This window comes from Bacillus sp. J41TS8 (genome assembly GCF_018333035.1).
In the GTDB taxonomy this organism is placed as follows: domain Bacteria; phylum Bacillota; class Bacilli; order Bacillales; family Bacillaceae; genus Bacillus; species Bacillus paralicheniformis.
This window is the reverse complement of record NZ_BORF01000006.1, coordinates 1-17,795: the sequence shown is the minus strand read 5'-3', so window position 1 is coordinate 17,795 and position 17,795 is coordinate 1. Positions and strand designations below refer to the sequence as shown.

19 protein-coding genes and 1 riboswitch are annotated in these 17,795 nt (G+C 46.3%); of the genes, 17 read left to right on the top strand and 2 right to left on the bottom strand.

Translation table 11 applies throughout. The annotated features are described in order from the left end of the window. Positions 1–3 precede the first annotated feature (3 nt). From spoVAC to KI350_RS09975, 5 genes are read left to right on the top strand one after another with little or no spacing between them, the layout of a single operon-like run. On the top strand, positions 4–453 hold the full coding sequence (gene spoVAC / locus KI350_RS09995) for a stage V sporulation protein AC (protein ID WP_020452028.1): 450 nt from the start codon (positions 4–6) through the stop codon (positions 451–453). A gap of 12 nt (positions 454–465) precedes the next feature. Beyond that, positions 466–1,485 carry a stage V sporulation protein AD gene (gene spoVAD / locus KI350_RS09990; protein WP_020452027.1) on the top strand — a complete coding sequence of 340 codons (1,020 nt, stop codon included), beginning with the start codon at positions 466–468 and terminating at the stop codon, positions 1,483–1,485. Position 1,486: 1 nt separating this feature from the next. Further along, entirely contained in the window at positions 1,487–1,837 is a 351-nt protein-coding gene (gene spoVAE, locus KI350_RS09985; protein ID WP_020452026.1) for a stage V sporulation protein AE, read from the top strand. A 6-nt stretch (positions 1,838–1,843) separates the two neighbouring features. Further along, positions 1,844–2,446: a stage V sporulation protein SpoVABEA gene (gene spoVAEA / locus KI350_RS09980; protein WP_020452025.1), complete on the top strand. Its 603-nt coding sequence runs from the start codon at positions 1,844–1,846 to the stop codon at positions 2,444–2,446. Beyond that, positions 2,406–3,878 (top strand): spore germination protein, encoded by a 1,473-nt coding sequence (locus KI350_RS09975; protein WP_020452024.1) that lies wholly within the window; start codon positions 2,406–2,408, stop codon positions 3,876–3,878. Before spoVAEA ends, KI350_RS09975 begins: the two co-directional genes overlap by 41 nt. A gap of 44 nt (positions 3,879–3,922) precedes the next feature. Here the strand turns inward: KI350_RS09975 and KI350_RS09970 are convergent, their stop codons facing one another. Then, on the bottom strand, positions 3,923–4,246 hold the full coding sequence (locus KI350_RS09970) for a hypothetical protein (RefSeq protein ID WP_143260970.1): 324 nt from the start codon (positions 4,244–4,246) through the stop codon (positions 3,923–3,925). Between the two features lie 365 nt (positions 4,247–4,611). On the opposite strand from KI350_RS09970, the gene lysA reads away from it, so the two are divergent. After that, positions 4,612–5,931, top strand: coding sequence for a diaminopimelate decarboxylase (gene lysA, locus KI350_RS09965; protein ID WP_020452022.1), 1,320 nt, complete (start codon positions 4,612–4,614; stop codon positions 5,929–5,931). Between the two features lie 259 nt (positions 5,932–6,190). Continuing rightward, the gene (locus tag KI350_RS09960) at positions 6,191–7,051 is read left to right on the top strand and encodes a poly-gamma-glutamate hydrolase family protein (RefSeq protein ID WP_020452021.1); all 861 of its coding nucleotides are present in this window, start codon (positions 6,191–6,193) and stop codon (positions 7,049–7,051) included. Here the strand turns inward: KI350_RS09960 and KI350_RS09955 are convergent. Continuing rightward, positions 7,048–7,944: a DUF1002 domain-containing protein gene (locus KI350_RS09955; protein WP_020452020.1), complete on the bottom strand. Its 897-nt coding sequence runs from the start codon at positions 7,942–7,944 to the stop codon at positions 7,048–7,050. The two genes, KI350_RS09960 and KI350_RS09955, sit on opposite strands and share 4 nt — an antisense overlap. Before the next feature lie 337 nt (positions 7,945–8,281). On the opposite strand from KI350_RS09955, the gene KI350_RS09950 reads away from it, so the two are divergent. The 10 genes from KI350_RS09950 to KI350_RS09905 all read left to right on the top strand — a co-directional run bounded on the left by KI350_RS09950 (position 8,282) and on the right by KI350_RS09905 (position 17,644). Beyond that, positions 8,282–8,719, top strand: coding sequence for a peptidylprolyl isomerase (locus KI350_RS09950; RefSeq protein WP_020452019.1), 438 nt, complete (start codon positions 8,282–8,284; stop codon positions 8,717–8,719). A gap of 229 nt (positions 8,720–8,948) precedes the next feature. After that, positions 8,949–10,079: a Rap family tetratricopeptide repeat protein gene (locus tag KI350_RS09945; RefSeq protein WP_020452018.1), complete on the top strand. Its 1,131-nt coding sequence runs from the start codon at positions 8,949–8,951 to the stop codon at positions 10,077–10,079. Next, a complete protein-coding gene (locus tag KI350_RS09940) occupies positions 10,069–10,338 on the top strand; it encodes a hypothetical protein (RefSeq protein ID WP_020452017.1) in 270 nt (89 codons plus the stop codon). The genes KI350_RS09945 and KI350_RS09940 overlap by 11 nt, the downstream gene beginning before the upstream one ends. A gap of 205 nt (positions 10,339–10,543) precedes the next feature. Beyond that, on the top strand, positions 10,544–12,733 hold the full coding sequence (locus KI350_RS09935) for an RNA ligase (protein WP_020452016.1): 2,190 nt from the start codon (positions 10,544–10,546) through the stop codon (positions 12,731–12,733). A gap of 264 nt (positions 12,734–12,997) precedes the next feature. Beyond that, positions 12,998–13,342, top strand: coding sequence for a hypothetical protein (locus KI350_RS09930; protein WP_020452015.1), 345 nt, complete (start codon positions 12,998–13,000; stop codon positions 13,340–13,342). Between the two features lie 101 nt (positions 13,343–13,443). Continuing rightward, positions 13,444–13,594: riboswitch (FMN riboswitch) on the top strand. 109 nt (positions 13,595–13,703) lie between these two features. Next, on the top strand, positions 13,704–14,792 hold the full coding sequence (gene ribD, locus KI350_RS09925; protein WP_020452014.1) for a bifunctional diaminohydroxyphosphoribosylaminopyrimidine deaminase/5-amino-6-(5-phosphoribosylamino)uracil reductase RibD: 1,089 nt from the start codon (positions 13,704–13,706) through the stop codon (positions 14,790–14,792). 11 nt (positions 14,793–14,803) lie between these two features. Continuing rightward, positions 14,804–15,451, top strand: coding sequence for a riboflavin synthase (ribE, locus tag KI350_RS09920; protein WP_020452013.1), 648 nt, complete (start codon positions 14,804–14,806; stop codon positions 15,449–15,451). A 21-nt stretch (positions 15,452–15,472) separates the two neighbouring features. Then, the gene (locus tag KI350_RS09915) at positions 15,473–16,669 is read left to right on the top strand and encodes a bifunctional 3,4-dihydroxy-2-butanone-4-phosphate synthase/GTP cyclohydrolase II (protein WP_020452012.1); all 1,197 of its coding nucleotides are present in this window, start codon (positions 15,473–15,475) and stop codon (positions 16,667–16,669) included. A gap of 34 nt (positions 16,670–16,703) precedes the next feature. Beyond that, a complete protein-coding gene (gene ribH / locus KI350_RS09910; protein WP_003183115.1) occupies positions 16,704–17,168 on the top strand; it encodes a 6,7-dimethyl-8-ribityllumazine synthase in 465 nt (154 codons plus the stop codon). Positions 17,169–17,269: 101 nt separating this feature from the next. Next, positions 17,270–17,644, top strand: a complete 375-nt coding sequence (locus tag KI350_RS09905; RefSeq protein WP_020452011.1) for a GNAT family N-acetyltransferase — start codon at positions 17,270–17,272, stop codon at positions 17,642–17,644. Positions 17,645–17,795 lie beyond the last annotated feature (151 nt).

The following is a 17,795-nucleotide window of genomic DNA, read 5'->3' as shown; positions in this document are numbered from 1 at the left end:
ATGATGTCAAGTTTGAAAGATAATTACCAATCGAAAGTCAAAGCTTATCAGCCTACGCCGCCTTATGTCCTGAACTGTATCAAGGCTTTTCTTGTCGGCGGTCTGATCTGTACGATCGGCCAGGCTCTCCAGAATTTTTATATGGCCGTATTCCACTTTGATGAAAAAACAGCTGGAAACCCGACGGTTGCTACGCTCATCTTAATCTCCGCTCTGTTAACAGGCCTTGGCGTCTACGACAGAATCGGCCAGTTTGCCGGCGCTGGTTCCGCCGTTCCGGTTACAGGGTTTGCCAACAGTATGACGAGTGCAGCCCTTGAGCATAAAAGCGAAGGCTATGTTCTCGGCGTGGGGACAAACATGTTCAAGCTTGCCGGAAACGTCATCGTGTTCGGCGTTGTGGCCGCTTATATTGTGGGAATGATCCGCTTTGCCTTTGACAAGTTGTTTTAGGAGGAAAACATCATGAAATTAACTGGAAAACAAACATGGGAGTTCGAGAACCCGCTGTTTGTTAACTCGAGCGGAACAGCGGTTGGACCTAAAGAAAAAGAAGGGCCTTTAGGACACTTATTTGATAAAACGTATGATGAAATGCACTGCAACCAGAAAAACTGGGAGATGGCAGAGCGCAAGCTGATGGAGGATGCGGTTCAGACTGCGTTATCAAAACAAAATCTTAAAAAGGAAGACATCGATATCTTTTTGGCAGGCGATCTGCTCAACCAAAACGTGACAGCCAACTATGTGGCGAGGCATTTGAAAATTCCTTTTCTTTGCTTATTTGGAGCATGCTCGACATCAATGGAATCGATCGCGATCAGTTCGGCATTGATTGACGGAGGTTTCGCAAAGCGTGCCCTAGCGGCAACCAGCAGTCATAATGCTACTGCTGAAAGGCAGTTTCGCTACCCGACGGAATACGGCGGCCAAAAGCCGGGAACCGCTACATCCACAGTGACCGGAAGCGGAGCAGTCGTCCTCAGTCAGCAGCCAGGCGGCATCAAAATCAGCAGTGCAACCGTCGGAAGAGTTATCGACTTGGGGATTACCGATTCGCAGGATATGGGGTCGGCGATGGCCCCCGCTGCGGCGGATACGATCAAGCAGCATTTAGAGGATCTGGGACGCACCCCTGATGATTACGATTTAATTTTAACCGGCGACCTTTCAGGTGTCGGCAGCCCGATTTTGAAGGATTTGTTAAAAGAGGAAGGAATCAATGTCGGGACAAAACATAATGACTGCGGACTGATGATCTATACGCCTGACCAGCAGGTTTTTGCAGGTGGAAGCGGATGTGCTTGTTCCGCTGTCGTCACCTTTGGCCACATTTTTAAAGAAATTGAAGCGGGAAGGCTGAACAGAGTGCTTGTTGTAGCGACAGGCGCCCTTTTAAGCCCGACGATCGTCCAGCAAAAAGAATCGATACCATGCATTGCCCATGGCGTCGTATTTGAACGGGCCGAAGGGGGGAACGCTTAAGATGGAATATGTCATTGCTTTTATTGCAGGAGGATTGATTTGCGTCATCGGCCAGCTTTTGCTTGATATCTTTAAAATGACGCCGGCTCATGTCATGTCAACTTTTGTCGTATCAGGAGCGATCCTTGACGGTTTCGGCCTTTACGACCGTTTTATCGAATTTGCCGGTGCCGGGGCTACAGTCCCGATTGTCAGCTTCGGCCATTCTCTTTTGCACGGCGCGATGCACCAGGCTGAGGAACATGGCTTTATCGGAATCGGCATGGGGATATTCGAACTGACATCTGCCGGTGTATCTGCCGCTATCTTGTTTGCTTTTCTTGTTGCCGTGATTTTTAAACCGAAAGGATAAAGGATAATGCCAGCAAAACGCAAGGTCATTTTGGTCACAGACGGCGATATATACGCTGCAAAAGCAATCGAATATGCGGCAAGAAAAACGGGCGGCCGCTGTATTTCCCAATCGGCGGGGAATCCAAGCATTAAAACGGGACCGGAGCTTGTATCCATGATCCTAGAAACCCCTCATGATCCTGTATTCGTCATGTTTGATGATTCCGGACTTCAAGGCGAAGGGCCGGGAGAGACAGCGATGAAATATGTAGCGATGCATGCCGATATCGAGGTGCTCGGGGTCATCGCCGTCGCTTCAAAAACTCATTATGCAGAGTGGACAAGGATCGATGTATCAATCGATGCGGAAGGTGAACTGACGGAATTCGGCGTCGATAAACACGGGGTCAAAGAGCTCGATGTCAAACGAATGAACGGTGACACGGTCTATTGCCTTGATCAGCTGGATGTTCCGATCATCGTCGGAATCGGTGATATCGGTAAAATGAACAGAAAAGACGATGTGGAAAAAGGGTCGCCGATTACAATGAAAGCGGTCGAGCTCATTTTAGAAAGGAGCGGGTATCATGAGTGCTCAAAAGCAAGAGAAGACGAACGTATTCCTTGATCCTTCTAAGAATGAAGCGTATTTCAAGAAGCGGGTCGGCATGGGAGAAAGCTTTGACCTTGGCGTACGCAAGGTCTTTATCCTCGGCCATGAAGTTCAGCTTTATTATGTCAACGGGTTGTGCGACACCCAATACATCATTCACCTGTTAAGGGAACTGGTCCATCTCAATGATAAAGAAAAAGAGTCGGGCGAGGTCGAAGACATTGTCGAAAACAGGCTTTTGAACCAGCAGGTTTCAAAAGCAGAAACGCTTGATGAAGCGGTGGACCAAGTGCTGTCGGGACTGGTTGCCATCATCGTCGAAGATGCGGGATTTGCATTTATCATTGATGTCAGAAGCTATCCGGGCAGAACGCCGGAAGAGCCTGATACAGAAAAAGTCGTACGCGGTGCAAGAGACGGGCTCGTCGAGAACATCATCGTCAACACAGCCCTGATCAGACGCCGGATCAGAGATGAACGCCTGCGCTATAAAATGCTTCATATCGGTGAACGCTCCAAAACAGACATCTGCCTTTGCTATTTGGAAGATGTTGCAGATCCCGATCTTGTTGAAGTATTAAAAAAAGAAATTGAAAATGTGAAGATCGACGGACTGCCGATGTCGGATAAATCGGTAGAGGAATTCATTGTCGGCCAAGGCTTCAATCCGTTTCCGCTTGTCAGGTTTACGGAAAGGGCAGACGTAGCCGCAAGCCATATTTTAGAGGGGCATGTCATCGTGATCGTCGATACGTCGCCAAGCGTCATCATTACGCCGACGACCTTGTTTCACCATGTACAGCATGCTGAGGAATACAGACAGACACCGGCTGTTGGGACGTTTTTAAGGTGGGTGCGGTTTTTCGGTATTTTGGCCTCCACCTTTTTGCTGCCGCTTTGGCTATTGTTTGTCATTCAGCCGTCGCTCTTGCCTGATCATTTATCGTTTATCGGTTTAAACAAAGACACTCATATCCCGATTATCATGCAGATTTTCCTGGCGGATCTCGGCGTCGAATTTTTAAGAATGGCCGCCATTCATACGCCGACGGCGCTTTCGACTGCAATGGGCCTGATTGCTGCCGTATTGATCGGCGATATCGCGATCAATGTCGGCTTGTTTTCTCCCGAAGTCATTTTATACGTTTCCCTCTCGGCAATCGGAGCGTACACGACACCAAGCTACGAGCTGAGTCTGGCGAATAAAATGGTGAAGCTGTTTATGCTGATATTGGTGGCGCTTTTTAAAGTGGAGGGATTTGTCATCGGATTAACGATCTTAACTATAGTGATGACTTCGATCAGATCATTGCGGACGCCTTACTTATGGCCCCTCCTCCCGTTCAACGGAAAAGCGTTTTGGCATGTTCTCGTGCGCACTTCCGTTCCCGGGGGAAAAGTCAGGCCGAGCATCGTTCATCCGCGAAACCGCTCCAGACAGCCGTGAAGACGGTACTCCAAGAGGCTTTTCCCCGGGGAAAAGCCTCTTTTTCAGTAATCGAATTCAGGGGTCCCGATGCCTCTGTATTCGTTCGCAGAGATCGCGACTGCCCGGAGGCTGCAGATGTTGTTCTGTCTTCTGATCGGATAGACGACATACAACATTTCGCGGCCGGACGGGTCAAACGTTGACGAATGAAGGAAAACCTCGGTTCCTCTCCGCCAAAATCTCGTATTCGCCGGAGATGTAATAATCTGCCCTTCATAAGGCTCGTAAATTCGCTGTTCATGATGTACAGCCGGCTGATAAGAGCCGTATACATCTTCCGGTGTATAGCCTGGAGCCGGGGTGTAGGGGTAACGGTTTGGATACATATGATAACCTCTTTCCCACTTCGTTTTTTTAGGTTTCATCTTTAAGATTATATTCAGGTAAATGCCTATTTGTATGGGCGATAATCTCGATTTTTCAGCTCTTTTTTTAACTGAATGGACGTTATGTATGCCTATTTCTATCAAGTGCTGTTTTCTGTTATTCTATAATCAATAGAATGGATTGGTTTTTTAGGGGATTATTCCCTTTGTAAATCAAGAAAATTTGGACAAATGGTGGTTTAGTTTTTAAAACGAAATGTTATAATACAACATAAGAATCGCACTATCATGAAGCCGGAAGATGCATCGGGCAGCAATCGGACCGCCCCTTGCACCTTTGTAGATAGAGAAAGAGGGAATGACAATTGTTTTTACATGGTACTAGCAGACGAAATGAAAGTGGACACCTCGAAATCGGCGGTGTCGATGTTCTATCATTGGCAGAAAGATATGGAACACCTCTTTATGTATACGATGTCGCGCTGATAAGAGAGCGCGCCCGAAAATTCCAGAAGGCATTCAGGGAAGCCGGTTTAAAAGCGCAGGTAGCGTATGCAAGCAAGGCGTTTTCAGCGGTCGCCATGATTCAGCTTGCCGAACAAGAGGGGCTGTCTCTGGATGTGGTATCGGGAGGAGAGCTTTTTACTGCGATCAAAGCAGGGTTCCCCGCTGAACGGATTCATTTTCACGGAAACAATAAGAGCCCTGAAGAACTAGCCATGGCTCTGGAGCATCAAATCGGCTGCATCGTGCTCGATAACTTTCACGAGATCGCCATTACAGAAAAGCTTTGCAAGCAATCAGGACAAACTGTAGACGTTTTGCTCAGAATCACACCGGGAGTTGAAGCGCACACGCATGATTATATTACGACGGGACAGGAAGATTCGAAATTCGGTTTTGATCTGCACAATGGGCAGGTCGAACAAGCCATCGAACAAGTCCTTCGCTCATCTGCGTTTAAGCTCCTCGGCGTGCACTGCCACATCGGTTCGCAAATTTTTGATACGGCAGGATTTGTTCTTGCGGCAGACAAGATCTTTGAAAAGCTCGCTGAATGGAGGGAGACTTACTCATTCATTCCGGAAGTGCTCAATCTCGGCGGGGGCTTCGGCATCCGCTATACAAAAGACGACGAGCCGCTCGCTGCCGATGTCTATGTTGAAAAAATCATCGAGGCGGTCAAAGCAAATGCCGAGCATTTCGGCTTTGACATCCCTGAGATTTGGATCGAACCGGGCAGGTCTCTCGTCGGAGATGCGGGAACCACGCTGTACACGACCGGTTCGCAAAAAGAGGTGCCGGGCATTCGCAAATATGTGGCTGTTGACGGCGGCATGAGCGATAATATCAGGCCGGCGCTTTATGAGGCAAAATATGAAGCGGCCGTCGCCAACAGGATGAACGATGCTTGTCATGATACCGTATCAATCGCAGGAAAATGCTGTGAAAGCGGAGATATGCTGATTTGGGATTTGGAAATCCCCGAAGTTCGTGACGGAGATGTGCTCGCCGTTTTCTGCACCGGTGCATACGGCTACAGCATGGCTAACAACTACAACCGCATTCCGCGCCCGGCCGTCGTTTTTGTCGAGGATGGAGAAGCGCAGCTCGTCATTCAGAGAGAGACGTATGAGGATATCGTCAAGCTGGATCTGCCGCTGAAATCGAAAGTAAAACAATAAAAAATGGAGATTCCCTCAAGGGGGGTCTCCATTTTTTTATTCAAAAAGAATTTTTTCCCGTTTGCCGCATGAAGAATATTTCCCGGCCATCGGGCGGTGTTTTTTGCAAAAAAGATCATGACATGCATAGAACAGCGACCGGGCTGATTGTATATAATATTGGGAATTTAACGAAAATTTAACAAAGGAGATGGTAAAGGCAATGATCAAGGTGAAAAGGATGAGATTTGCTGATTTTGCGGATTTAGAGGCGGAGTAGATGAAACCGGCCAAAGTATCCCTACTCCACCGCATGCTCCAGTGCCTGAAGCAATGTGTTGATTGTAACATAGCGAAGTGTTTTACAGCAATAAACAGTTCTGTGAATATTTTATTAATTTCTGCTGTGATTTCATTCCCATATTCTGCTGCGGCTCATCCTGCAACACAGTCCGCTGATAAATATTCAAGCTTTGAAGAATTGGAGCGGAATGAAGATCCGGCGTCTTACCGAATGACGGAGAAGGACGCAAAAGTGCCGATGCTCATCATGGCGATCCATGGAGGCGGCATCGAACCCGGAACAAGTGAAATCGCCAATGAAGTGGCGAAAAATTATTCCTTGTACTTGTTTGAAGGGCTGAAATCATCAGGCAATAGGGATCTTCACATTACAAGCACCCGTTTTGACGAGCCGGCGGCGCTCGCCATCACTGCGAGCCACCAGTATGTCATGTCGCTTCACGGCTATTACAGTGAAGACCGCGCTATTAAAGTGGGCGGGACAGACCGCGTTAAAATCAGAATATTGGTTGATGAGCTGAATCGCTCGGGGTTTGCCGCTGAAATGCTGGCGACGGACGACAAGTACGCCGGAACCCATCCGAATAACATCGCCAACAAGTCGCTTTCCGGGCTGAGCATTCAGCTTGAAATGAGCACAGGATTCCGCCAATCTTTATTTGATCGGTTCACGCTAAAAGACAGGGCAGCGACGCAAAACGAAACGTTTTACCGATTTACAAAACTGCTGACCGATTTTATTCACGAAAACTATGAAGAAGACGGAGGGGACTTCCCCTCTGCAAAAATAAAACACCCCCTTCAATTGAAAAAGGAGGTGTTTTGGCGGTTGTGTTAACCGTTGGACTCTGAGGTGCCGCCGCCGGTGAATACGGAAACGATGGCATTCCACAGAGACACAAAGAAGTCGATCAGTTTTTGAAGGAAATTTTGTCCTTCTTCAGAATCCAGGAATTTCGTGATTTTATCTTTTGCTTTGTCAAGCTGGTCTCCAACCTGGTTCCAGTCGATATTAATATTTTTCATGTTATTAAATAAAGACATGAGAGATTTTTTCTGATCCTCTGTGAGCGTCACTCCCAGATCGGAAGCGGCGGAATCAATCGTTTTTTCCAATTCCTCTTTTGATTCGGGAACCCCGTTTTTCGAGATTTCTTCCTTGACTTTGGCCATCAGCGCTGATGCATTCTCACTGCCGATTTTCTCGCCAAGCTCTGAAGTGGTGACTAGCTCTTCATTCGCGACTTTTTTCACGTCTTCGGAGATCTTTTCGCCCGAAGTCGTTTCATAGGCTTTCATTAAACCGGTCAAAGCGGCTGTGCCTGATACTTCAAATGGTGCAGTGATATAGACTTTAGCGTCTTTTACACCGGCTGTCATCAGCGCGTTTAAATACATTTCATCCGTAATTCTGCTGATATTGTGTGTCTGCACTTCCAAACCGGTGCCTTTTTTCGCTACGGTAATCGAAGAAGAAGAAATCGCTCTTGTTCCGATTTGTGCTTTCGGTATATAATCCCCTAAATATTTATGCTCCTCATCATTTGTCACCTCGATGATGGTCGCATTTTCAGGCGCATTCATTTCTTTTAATACCTTTTGTCTGTCCTGGCTTGACAAGTCTTTCCCCAGCGTGACGATCACATCACCCACTGCGGCGTCAGCAAAGCTGACCTGCGGGAAAATGAGCAGACACAATGCTGTAAAGATTCCTAGTATCGATTTTTTCAAGCTCAATGCCCTCCTTAAAAATGCAGGCTTCAGGCAGAATTGCTGTACTTTTAAAGAAGCCTGCCGGAACGGAAATAATGCGTTCCGAAATATAGACGGATGAAAGATGAGAGAGGTTTCAAAGAAAAAAAGTGATCCATTTTTCTTCAAGTCAAATGCCCTCCGGGTATCGTATCACACCGCTCTTTTATCATTCATGATTTTCACAGGCGATTCAACCTTTTTTTAAAATCTTTTACAAAAGTGATGCAAGAGCGCCGTTTATTTCAGGTAGATTGGCTCTGTGCTTCTTTGATATGATATAATGACCCTTGTGAAATGAAAGGAGAGAATCAAGATGGCTAAAAAAGGATACATACAACTGACAAACGGCAAAAAAATCGAGTTTGAACTATATCCGGAAGCGGCGCCGGGAACTGTCGCCAACTTTGAAAAACTTGCAAACGAAGGGTTCTATGACGGGTTGAAGTTCCACCGCGTCATTCCGGGCTTCGTCAGCCAAGGAGGCTGCCCGCACGGCACCGGAACAGGCGGACCTGGATATACGATTAAATGCGAGACAGAAGGGAATCCGCATAAACACGAAGCCGGTTCTCTCTCAATGGCTCACGCAGGAAAAGATACTGGAGGCAGCCAATTCTTTATCGTCCATGAGCCTCAGCCGCACTTGAACGGCGTACACACTGTTTTTGGAAAAGTCACATCAGGTCTTGATGCTGTCACTTCAATGGAGCAGGGACAAGGCATGGAAAAAGTCGAAGTATTTGACGCATAATTAGAAAGCGAAGAAACAGCCCGCTAAGCCGGGCTGTTTTTTTGTCTGAAACGGTGTTCATTTTCCAGATGCAATAGGACCAGGGACCGATTCTTCGACCGCGTTTTGCTAGGAAATGATGATCCTAATAAATAAAATAATTGTGAAAAAATGACCCTTTATGTAAAATATATTCAAGTGAAGAGCTAGAAAGAGAACGCAATCTGTATAAAAGGAAGGGGCGTAAGGGGTGAGCGTAAAAATCCCATCGACTGCAGTCGGCGTAAAAATTAATGACTGGTATAACGCGATACGCAAATTCAATGTTACGGACGCCGAAATGCTGAAGGCAGAAATTGAGCGCGAAATTTCTCAAATGGAAGAAGATCAAGACTTATTATTGTATTACGCCTTAATGGAATTCAGACACAGAATTATGCTTGATTACGTAAAACCATTGGAAGAAGGCGAAACCCCGCCTGACTTTTCTGAAATATTAAAAGATATCGAAGATGAACAAGGAAAGCTGACAGGCCTGCTTGAATATTATTTCAATTTTTTTAGAGGGATGTATGAATATAAAAACCATGATTATATTAAAGCGATCTCTTTTTACAGGCGCGCCGAAAAAAAGCTGCTGCATGTCGAGGACGAAATAGAGAGAGCCGAGTTTCATTTTAAAATGGCTGAAGTGTTTTATCATATGAAACAGAGCCACGTGTCGATGAATTATGCGCTTCAAGCGATTGAAACCTACCAGGCGCATGAAACTTACACGGTTCGGAGAATCCAATGCGAGTTCGTCATCGCAGGCAACTATGACGATCTGGAGTCGAATGAAAAAGCGCTTTCGCATCTTGAAAAGGCGCTGAAGCTTTCACAGGAGAAAGGCCAGCTCATATTGGAAGGACACACCTATTACAATTTGGGTAACTGCTATTATAAGATGGGGGATTTTAATCGGGCGGCTGAATACTTCAACAGAGCTGCTGCGATTTATCAAGAAGAGTCATCAGATATTCTCCCAAAAGCGTTTTTTAGTCTTGCACATGCATATTTCAAGCTGAAGCAGCTGGAACAGGCGGATGACGCGTTAAACAAAGGGATTGACATCGCCCGGCGATCAGACGATTCGATCTATCTATCAAAATTTCATTTTTTGAAAGCCTTGTATCTTGATGATGACGGAAGAGCTCAAATGCTGGAAACTTTTCAGCTGCTCGGGTCAAAAAAGATGTATCCCGATATTGAGGACTTGGCATTGGAAGCTGCTGAATACTATAATGAAATTGGGCGCTTGAGCGACTCTGTTTATTTCTATCAAACGGTATTCAGTGCTCGAAAACAAATGAAAAAAGGGGACTGGTCGTATGAAATCTAAACTGTTGTTAACCGCCGCTGCTTCAGTAGCAGGACTTTCTCTGGCAAGTGCTGTGCTGATGACGCAAACAGATGGTATGAAAGTCGCCGAGAGAAATGTAACGTCCGCACCGATGCAAATCGCCGAGAGAAACGTAACGTCCACACCGGTGCAAATCGCTGAGAGAAATGTAACATCCGCACCGGTACATGTTGCTGAGAGAAACGTAACATCTGCCAAAACGTCACCGATTCATATCGGAGAACGAAATGTAACATAATATTCCGTCAAAGGGCAGTGCTCGCTTATATGAGCACTGCCTTTTTTATGTCCGATAAAAAGAGGATAGGTGTGAAATAACACGTAAAAAGTCCCCTTTAGGGGATATTTTTTGAAACAAAAAGCAAATAAGGACGTATATTCTTGGAAGGAATGCTAAATTTTTTTATAATAAAACTTATCAGAACTAAATAAGGAGATCAATAATGAGGACTTTGGTACTGCTTAGAGGCTGCCCTGGCACCGGAAAATCAACCTGGATCAGGGATCATCAATTGAATCAATATACACTGTCTGCTGATCAGCTGAGGCTGATCCATCAGTCACCCGTGTTAAATTTGGAAGGGAAATACGACATTTCTCAAAAAAATGACGGAAAAGTATGGAAGCTTTTGTTCACCCTCCTTGAAGAAAGGATGGAAAGGGGGGAATTCACCGTTGTTGATGCCACACATGCGAAACCAAGCATGATTTCAAGCTATAAAGCTCTCGTTTTAAAGTATCGCTACAGAGCGTATGTGGTTGATTTTTCCGATATTCCGCTTGAGACTGCTCTGTTGAGAAACCGGGAGAGGGCTGAGCATAAGCGGGTGCCCGACAGCGTGGTTCACGCCATGCACGAGCGGATTTTAACCGAACCGGCGCCTTCCTGGACAACGGTCATCAAGCCGGAAGAATTTGACGATGTGATGCAGTATAAGCCGAGGCGGCTCGACAGTTATGAAAAAATACATGTGATCGGGGATGTGCACGGCTGTTTTACGGTGCTGGATTCTTATTTGAAAGGCAGACTCGAAGATGACGAGTTATATATTTTTACAGGTGATATGCTTGATAGAGGAATAGAAAACGCAAAAGTCGTTCAATTCCTGCTCAGTATCAAAGATCGTAAAAATGTGATTTTGCTCGAAGGAAATCATGATAAATATTTGAAGCAATACGGGCATGATGAAGAAACAAGAAGCAGCGTATTCAACAAGAAGACAAAACCGGAATTAGACGAAGCAGGCTTTGACAAAAAAGATATCAGGGAACTGGCGAGGCGCTTCCACCAAATTGTCTACTTCACGTATGGAGAAGATACTTACATCATCACGCACGGAGGTATTTCCGCGCTTCCTGACAACCTTCTGCTTACAGCTACCAGCCAGCTGATCAACGGTGTCGGCGGATATGAGACAGATATCGACCATGTCTTTACAAAAAATATGGAAGGGCGGAACATCATTCAAATCCACGGGCACAGAAACATGTTCCGGCTTCCAGTGCATGCAGCCGCAAAATCATATAACCTGGAAGGGCAGGTGGAGCACGGCGGGCATTTAAGGGTTGTCACCATCGATCGGTCTGGCATTCAAACACATGAGATAAAAAATGATGTGTTTAAAACGTCCTCTCCTTCGCTTGATTCTCATCACGAACACGAGGAGCTGACTGTCGACCATTTTCTAAAGCATTTGGACGAACACGATTATGTATCTGAGCAAAAATTAGCCGGAGGCATTTCCTCTTTTAACTTTACGAGGAAGGCTTTTCAGGAGAGAAAATGGGACAGCGTCAGCATGAAGGCAAGAGGGCTGTTTATCAACAGAAACACCAAGGAAATCGTCAGCAGAAGCTACAACAAATTTTTCAACATCGATGAACGCCTGACGACGAAAATGCATGTTCTCGTTAACACGCTGCGCTTTCCGGTCACTGTTTATGATAAGGCGAATGGATTTTTGGGAACGGTCGGCTACAATTCTGAAACCGATGAGCTCGTCTTCACCTCAAAATCTTATACATCGGCAAGCGGACAAAAAGACGGCCATGCGAAATGGGTGGAAGAGCTGTTTCACAAAACGTTTGACGCATCTCAGATTGAGGATATAAAAGAATATGTAAAAACACGCAATGTTTCGTTAGTGTTTGAAGTCGTGCTGCCAGAAAAAGATCCGCACATTATCGAGTACAAATCGGATAAGCTTGTCCTTCTCGACATTGTCAAAAGACAGATGAAATATGAAAAGCTGCCGTATGAAGATGTCCTCTGTTTTTCTGAGACATTTCGCGTAGAATGTAAGCAAAAAGTCATTTCTTTTGACCAGTGGACCGATTTTTATAAATGGTACCTGTCTGTGTCAAATGACCCGTCGATTGAGGAGGAAGGATATGTGATTGAAGACTCGGCAGGATTTATGACAAAATTAAAACTGCCTTTCTATCAATATTGGAAGTTCGTGCGCGGTATCAAGCACAGACTCGGCGCGGCTGCTGGTCGCTCGCCCCATCACGAGGCCCTGTTCCATTCCGAGCATGTGAAGTTTCTCGCCTGGGCCAAAACGAAAGACAGCGAGTATCTTAAAAACCAGTCCGTTATCACCATCCGAAACGACTTTTACAGCGAAACCTAAAGCGAAGAAAACAGAACAAACGGTTTCTTGAAACATAGTTATTTAGACTCAATTTTCAAGCTTGTTTTCACACACACACCCCTAAACCAGAATGTACATTCGTAGGTTATAAGTAGTATTTCGTCTGAATATGAAACGATTTCCCTTCATTTTGCGTTATACTTAAAAACCACATATTTTCCGTCTGAATCGAACATGTTTTATTTCATCATTCACAGGAAATAAACATAGGATAGTTCAGAACGTGTTCTGGAGGTTTTGATCATGGGGAAAATAAGATTCAAGCTCACGGTTCTGCTCGTTTTGGCTGCCGTACTGGCCGGAGGCTTTTATTATTTAAAAAACGGAAGCGTTCAAGATGTCTCAACGGCGCTCAGCCAAACCGTCTCATCTGAGGAAAAGAACTATACCATTTATCAATATAAGATCACCAAAATTGACGGCACTGAATACCACGGGGTATCAGATAACGGAACGAAGATCATTTTCAATGCGAAAAATCTCAACCAGGATCTGTCCGACATTAAAGAAGGAGACAAAGTAAAGGCCTACTTCTCTAATGCCAACAGAATCGACGGATTAATCAAAGTCGTCAAGGTGGCAGATTAAAAACCCTCTGTTTCTCAGAGGGTTTTTTTGTGCAAGCAGTTTTCATTGCAATTTTAATATGCGGCCGCTATAATTACGCATAAGGACAAGTAAATATCGATTGTATCCTTCGGGGCTGGGTGAAAATCCCGACCGGCGGTAATAAAGCGAGAGACAGCTTTAGAGCCCGTGACCCGCTGTGCTTCGTGCAAAGCGGTGGATTCAGTGAGAAGCTGAAGCCGACAGTGAAAGTCTGGATGGGAGAAGGATGAAGAGACTATGTGAAAAATAATGATGATGCATAGTTTTATTTCTCATGCACAAAAACAACCCCCCGGATCGACATCCGGGGTTATTTTTTTGGAAGAAGGGAGGGAAATTCATGACAGATGCGCATTATATGAATCTTGCATTGGAGCTTGCGAAGCAGGGTGAAGGTCAGACAGGAGCCAATCCGCTTGTCGGAGCCGTTGTCGTCAAAGACGGTGAAGTGGTCGGAATGGGGGCTCATTTAAAATACGGCGAAGCGCATGCAGAAGTGCACGCCATTCAAATGGCAGGCCGCCATGCGGAAGGAGCCGTCATTTATGTGACGCTTGAACCGTGCAGCCATTACGGCAAAACGCCTCCTTGCGCGGAACTGATTATCCGTTCCGGTTTGAAGCGGGTAGTCGTGGCGGCCGAAGATCCGAATCCGCTCGTTTCCGGAAGAGGAATCGGGATGCTGAGAAGCGCCGGGATCGAGGTCGAAACAGGCGTTCTCAAAGAACAGGCGGAAGAGCTGAACGAAAAGTTCATGCATTTTATGCGGACAGGCCTTCCGTATGTGACATTAAAAGCAGCTGCCAGCCTTGACGGCAAAACCGCTACCGCAACAGGCGACAGCAAATGGATTACTTCTGAAGAAGCGCGGATGGACGCTCACCAATACCGAAAAAACCACCAGAGTATTTTAGTGGGATCGGGCACAATAAAAGCAGACGACCCGAGTTTGACATGCCGTCTCCCCGGTGCAGTGAATCAGCCGGTGCGTGTCGTTCTCGATACGACGCTGTCAATCCCGCTTCAGTCAAAAGTCATTCAGGATAAAGCAGCGGCAACCTGGATTTACACGACGTCCAAGGCAGATCCCGAAAAGGTTCGGAACCTGGAAAAAGAAGGTGTACAGGTAACCGTGCTGGATGCGGATGAACTTCCGGTGCGCGACGTGCTTCTGCACCTTGCAGACCGAGGTATCGCTTCAGTCTTTGTCGAAGGTGGTGCGACGGTTCACGCAAGCTTCGTCAAAGAAGGACTCTATCAGCAAATGATCTTCTATCTTGCCCCTAAATTAATCGGAGGGCTGCAATCTCCCAGCATCCTCTCCGGTGAAGGCTTTCAATCGATGAAAGATGTCCCCTTACTGCATTTCACAACCATTACCAAAATCGGCCAGGATATAAAGCTGGCGGCAAAACCGATAAAAGAATAAGGCGGTGGCATATGTTTACAGGCATCATTGAAGAAGTCGGAATGATTTTGGACATGAAAAAGGCGGGAAGCGCCATGTCTTTAGTCATCCAATCCAACAAAGTGACCGAGGATGTGAAGCTTGGCGACAGCATTGCTGTCAACGGAGTCTGCCTGACCGTAAATGAGTTCGGTTCCGGCAGTTTCACGGCGGATGTCATGCTTGAAACCCTGAAAGCAACATCACTCGGCACATTAAAAAAAGGAAGCCGCGTCAATCTTGAACGGGCGATGGCGGCAAACGGCCGCTTCGGCGGGCATATGGTGTCGGGGCATGTCGACGGCACCGCGTCTATCGTGCGCATAGAAAAAGCGGCTAACGCCGTATACTATGATTTAAAACTTGACCCTTCACTGGCCAAAATGCTTGTGTTAAAAGGTTCGATCGCCGTAGACGGCGTCAGCCTCACCATTTTTGGACTGACGGAAGATCAAGTAACAGTCTCGCTTATCCCGCACACATTGGATGAAACGATTTTTTCGGAAAAAAAGCCCGGAAGCATCGTCAACATCGAGTGCGATATGATCGGCAAATACATTTACCGGTTTCTCCACCAAGCAAAACAAGACAAACAGGTAAAGCCATTGACTGAATCGTTTTTTAAAGAAAACGGGTTTTAAATGAAAGGAGGCCGCGCGCCTATGTTTCACACAATTGAAGAAGCGATACGCGATTTGAAGCAAGGAAAAGTCATCATCGTGGTCGATGACGAGGACAGGGAAAACGAAGGCGATTTCGTTGCGCTAGCAGAATACGCAACACCTGAGGTGATCAACTTTATGGCTTCGCACGGAAGGGGTTTGATCTGCGCGCCGCTTAATGAAGAGATCGCTTCACGGCTTGACCTCCATCCGATGGTGGACGAAAATACCGATTCTCATCACACGGCATTTACGGTCAGTGTGGATCACCGCGATACAAAGACGGGGATCAGCGCTCAAGAGCGGTCGTTGACCGTCATGTCGCTGATTGATGATCACGCGCTTCCGGGCGATTTTAAAAGACCGGGGCACATTTTCCCCTTGATTGCGAAAACAGGCGGCGTTTTAAAAAGAGCCGGACATACGGAGGCGGCCGTTGACCTTGCGGAGGCGTGCGGTTCCGCGCCGGCCGGCGTCATCTGCGAAATCATGAATGAAGACGGCACGATGGCAAGGGTGCCTGAACTCAAAAAAATAGCCGACCAGCACGACTTGAAAATGATTACGATTAAAGATTTGATCGAATACCGCTACAGCAAGGGAACGCTGATCAACCGAGAAGTGAAGATTACGCTGCCTTCCGAATTCGGCACATTCAAGGTTTACGGCTATACAAACGAAATCGATGACAAGGAACATATAGCACTCGTCAAAGGCGATATACCTTTCGGAGACGAGCCTGTCCTTGTCCGCGTACACTCAGAATGCCTGACGGGCGATGTTTTCGGCTCTTACCGCTGCGACTGCGGCCCGCAGCTTGCTGCCGCACTCGCGCAAATCGAACAAGCGGGCCGGGGCGTGCTCCTTTATTTGAGACAGGAAGGAAGAGGAATCGGCTTAATCAATAAACTGAAAGCTTATAAACTGCAGGAAGAAGGATATGATACCGTGCAGGCTAATGAAAAGCTCGGTTTTCTCCCAGATCTTCGCAACTACGGGATCGGCGCCCAAATTTTAAGAGACCTCGGCGTGAAACAAATGAAGCTGCTGACGAACAATCCGCGAAAGATTGCCGGTCTCGAAGGCTACGGACTGACGATCGCAGACAGGGTGCCGCTGCAGATGGAGACAAAAAAAGACAATGAAAAGTACTTAAAAACGAAAAAATCAAAATTGGGGCATATGCTTCATTTTTAAACTAAAATCAATCACAAAAAAGGACGGGATTCATATGAATAAAATAGAAGGTCATGTAATTGGAACAGATTTGAAAATTGGGATCGTTGTGTCAAGGTTCAACGATTTTATTACAAGCAAACTTCTAAGCGGTGCAGAAGATACGCTGTTGAGACATGGGGTCAAAGCTGATGATATTGATGTCGCCTGGGTTCCCGGAGCATTCGAGATTCCGCTGATCGCCAAAAAAATGGCTGAAACGAAAAAATACGACGCCGTGATTACACTGGGCACGGTCATCAGAGGAGCGACAAGCCACTATGACTATGTCTGCAATGAAGCGGCAAAGGGGATTGCGGCGAGCAGCATGTCAACAGGCGTTCCGGTGATCTTCGGCGTATTGACGACAGACACGATCGAGCAGGCGGTAGAACGCGCCGGAACAAAAGCCGGAAATAAAGGTGCAGAAGCTGCCGCGGCAGCGATTGAAATGGCGAACCTGACCCGGTCGCTTCAATAATTACCGAAAAAGAGTTTAAAAAGGTTATAAAAATGTTTATAATGTGATGTGAAGCGACTAGCCTTCGTTAGATCCACATTTTGATATATTGAGGGGTATTTATGTTAATTCGTTATAAAAAGTCATTCGAAAAGATTGCGATGGGGCTCCTTTCGTTTATGCCGAATGAGAAGGACGTCAAGCAGCTTCAGCAGACAATTAAAGACTATGAAACGGACACTGAAAGGCAGCTGTTCCTATGGAAAGAAGGCGAGGATATTGTCGGCTGTGTAGGAGTAGAGAAAAGAGAAGAAGAAGTCGAGATCAAGCATATCAGTGTAAACCCGTCTCACCGTCATCAAGGAATCGGCAAAAAAATGGTGTCGGCCATTTCGCAAATGTTTGCACCTAAACCGCTGGTTCCGAATGAATTAACTAAAGGATTCTTTGAGCGCTGTCAGGATCACGAAAATGAAGACATCACATATAACCAATGAGCAGAGGCTTCTAGCCTCTGCTCTCAGCTTGTCGACAAAGCCATAAAAAGTGGCTTGATCGACAAGCTTTTTTTGTTAAAATGTGAGTGAAATCTAGTTTTTGGAGGTTTTTCCATGTTGTCTAAGCACTCTAAAGATCAGCGCGAACAGC